1 protein-coding gene is annotated in these 3242 nt (G+C 61.6%); it reads right to left on the bottom strand.

Features of this window, described 5'->3' with window-relative positions:
* A partial coding sequence (locus tag JNL55_RS31935) for a DUF4011 domain-containing protein (RefSeq protein WP_293864199.1) occupies positions 1 to 3242 on the bottom strand: 3242 nt, incomplete at both ends.

Here is a 3242-nt window from a genome sequence, read left to right as displayed (position 1 = left end):
CAGCTGATGCCGAGCGGTGCGCCACTCTTCGGTGAGATAGGAGTCGATGCTGGCAAGTGCCGCCAATGACCGAGCTCGTGTCGTGTGGCGTTCGCATCCTTGCGTTACGCGTGCGCTGAAACTCTCGAACGCTTCGATCGTGCCAGCGCGCAGAGCGCTGGTAGCTTCGGTCGGGTGCGGGCTGGCGTCGATGTAGCTCGCCAACTGGCGAACGTAATCCAATTGCGTTCTCAGATCCGTCGCGAACTTTTCCAGAGTTGCTCTGGGAAGCTGTTCGACGCTCGGTCCGCCGGGATAGAGGAGAGCAACGATCCGGCTCAACCGGTGACGAGGTGTGCGTAGGTCCCGTTCGTGCCGGATCGCCAGCAGCATCTGACTGGCGGCGACCTCTGCAATAGCGTTCCGTGTAAAGAAAGTGCGCAGCCGCCGACCATTCATCCATCGGATCGGTGAGAGGCGCGCGAAGAACGAGTCTGCTGATTCAGCCAGTTGCTCGGCTGCAGAGTGCAGCGTATGCAAGGCCTCATCGCGAATGCGAGTCAGCGGGACTCGCGTCGAATCGAAGGTTCCAGGGTGGATGACCTGGACTTGCTGGCTGATTTCAGCGAGCTCCGTCAGTAGTTTTGTAGCCTCGCCCGATGCCCCATTCTCGGCGAACAGCGGTAGCCAACGTGCCAGCCGCTCTCGCGTCTCCGCGTCGAGACTACGAAATACAGGTCCGTACGTATCCAGCCAGGTACTCGCCGTCCGAGCGTCGGCCACACGAAGCGCGGCAGCCGTCTGGTCGACGACCGAATTGCGTTGAAATTCCGTCCGGGCAAATGCCTCGAAGCCGGACTGGAACGCCTTCAGCGCGCGCGCATCCGGCCCGAACGAATTGATCGCAGTCAGCGCGCTACCTTCGTAGCGCGCGGGCAACCAGTGTCGCGCCAGTGGGCTACAGGCATCCTCCAATGCAATCAGGCTCGTGACATCCAAACTTGCCAGCAACTGGCGCAACTCGGGAGCGTCGATCGGCTGCGGAGTACTGCGCTCGAGGTTGAGCAAGTCACCAAGCAATACGCGATAGGTGAGATCGGTTTGAGGATCCACCGCATGCAATGCCTGGTGATATTTATCGAGATCCGACTTCAACGATTGCAGCCGGCCCGCGAGCTGAGTGCGCGTGCGTTTCGCCTGTTCCATGGTGGAAGCTGTGGTGCGCAGGGATTCGAGCTGTTCGCGCACGGCGCGCACCACACGTTCGCGGTCGGCATTCACGTCGGTGATCATCATCAGACGATTGCCGAAGCCTTCGGCGATGAGGCGCTTGCGAACCACATCGAGCGCGGGTTGCTTCTGGCACACCACCAGCACGCTGCGATCGCGACCGATAGCATCCGCGATCATGTTGACGATGGTCTGGCTCTTGCCGGTGCCCGGTGGACCTTCGACGACCAGGCCCGGCGCGCGGCGTGCCTCGAAGACCGCTGCTTCCTGAGAGGGATCGCTGTCGGCAGTAAAGAAACGTTCGATTTCCGGCACCGGCACAGCCGGCTCCTGCGGCGGCGACTCGGTCAGTCGCAACGACGTTGCGAGCGCAGTGGCGGTGGGCGGCACTGTCTTGAGCTGGCGCAGATCCTCCACGATCGCCTGGCCTGCATAGGCGAGATGAAACACAACCGCGCAGCAAGCAAGCTGCCCTTGGCCACTCTTTACTCGCGTATCTTTGCCCGGCAATGGAACGAGCACTCGGCCTTGCGCCGGCAGCAATGTGCTGAAGGCATCCATCAACTCTGGGGCTGTGAGAGTTTGGCGATGTAGCAGCTCATGAGTGAGCGTCTGCCACTGACGCGCGACTTCAGGTCCGAGCAACCCGTCCAGCGCCGGATTGAGCCGTACTTCTTCGCGGTCGCGATCGAAACCCAGCGAAACGCGCCCGGAAGCGCCGGTCTCGGGTTTCAGCTTCACCGGCCACAATAGAATCGGCGCGATGCGCGGCCGCACCGATGCGCGCATGTCCTGCATCAGTAGAAACGGAAAGCCGAGATACAAACCGTCGATGCCGGTGTCCCGCCGATACAGTGTGGAATGGCTGTGGAGCGTGCGTACGCGCCGCTCCAACATCGGTGATCCGGCGAACGCGGCCGGATCGACATCGAACAGTTGCTCGCCGCGAACCAGGATGCGATCGAGCAATGCAGCTGCCGGAATCCGCGGCGTGTCAAATTCCGCGAGATCGATGCGAGCGGCTGTCTTACCAATGACCATGCGAGACAGGGGCCCACGTTGCACAGCGCTCGCCAGTCTTCTTGCAAAGAAATCCAGTAACGTTGCGACGTACTGTTGTCCTGGCGGCTCGCGCCACGCATCTTGCGGAATCGAAAGGATGACGAGTGTGCGCGCCAGGGACAGACGGCGCTCCATACGGAACTGATCCGCCCATTCGTCGAGGCGTTCGATGCCGCTGCGTACAAAGCCGGAGATGCGATTCTCCAGCAGCTTATAGATGTCAGTCCGCTGCCGTCGTAGCTGCGCCAAGGCGTCGTTTCTATCAAATGCATCCAATCCAGCGCGTATGGCTTGCGTGGCGGCGTCGTTCAATATCTCGTTCGGAGTACGGAAGTGACCTGCCGCGGCGGACAGCAGCAGTATCAGCTCTTCCTCACTCGCTTGCCGGCGCTCGACGAGGGTCAGCAGCGTAGGATGATCGGTATCGGGCAGCAGCACGCGGCGCTCTGCCCACAGCGCTGCGAGTCGGCTGCGTGAAGTCGAAAGGACATGCACGCGGACATCGTCTTCATTCAGTTCGATCTCGAATTGGCTCGCGCGCTCTCGAACGGCAGCCGCCCTAGCTTTGAGCCGCGTGAGCCACGGCTCTGCGTCCATTCGCTGCAATAGATCCGGTACCGGGCCGCAGATCAGAGCGTGTCCTTCGTCGATGTGATCCAACAGCCAACCGGGCGTTACTATTTCGCCGCGGCAGATCATCGGAATGGCCGGGTTCAATTGTTTCAGTGCCAGCGCCAGGCGAAAGTCGTCCGACAACCCATCGGTTCGCGCGATGTCGCGCAACCATGCGGTGGCCTTGGCATCCAGGTTGGCCTCCTGCGCCCACGTGACGATCGCACCACGCAGTAGCAGATCTCTCGCCTCGTCCCATGACGCAGCGTCAGCGGCTGCGAGAGCGAATGAAGTGCCGGTGGCGTGCGTGCGCCCAGCGAGCTTGATTCCACGACCAGTCTGATCGGTATCGTCCGCCG

The sequence above is a fragment of the Steroidobacter sp. genome, assembly GCF_016790065.1.
Lineage (GTDB): Bacteria > Pseudomonadota > Gammaproteobacteria > Steroidobacterales > Steroidobacteraceae > Steroidobacter.
This window is presented reverse-complemented; position numbering and strand designations above follow the sequence as displayed.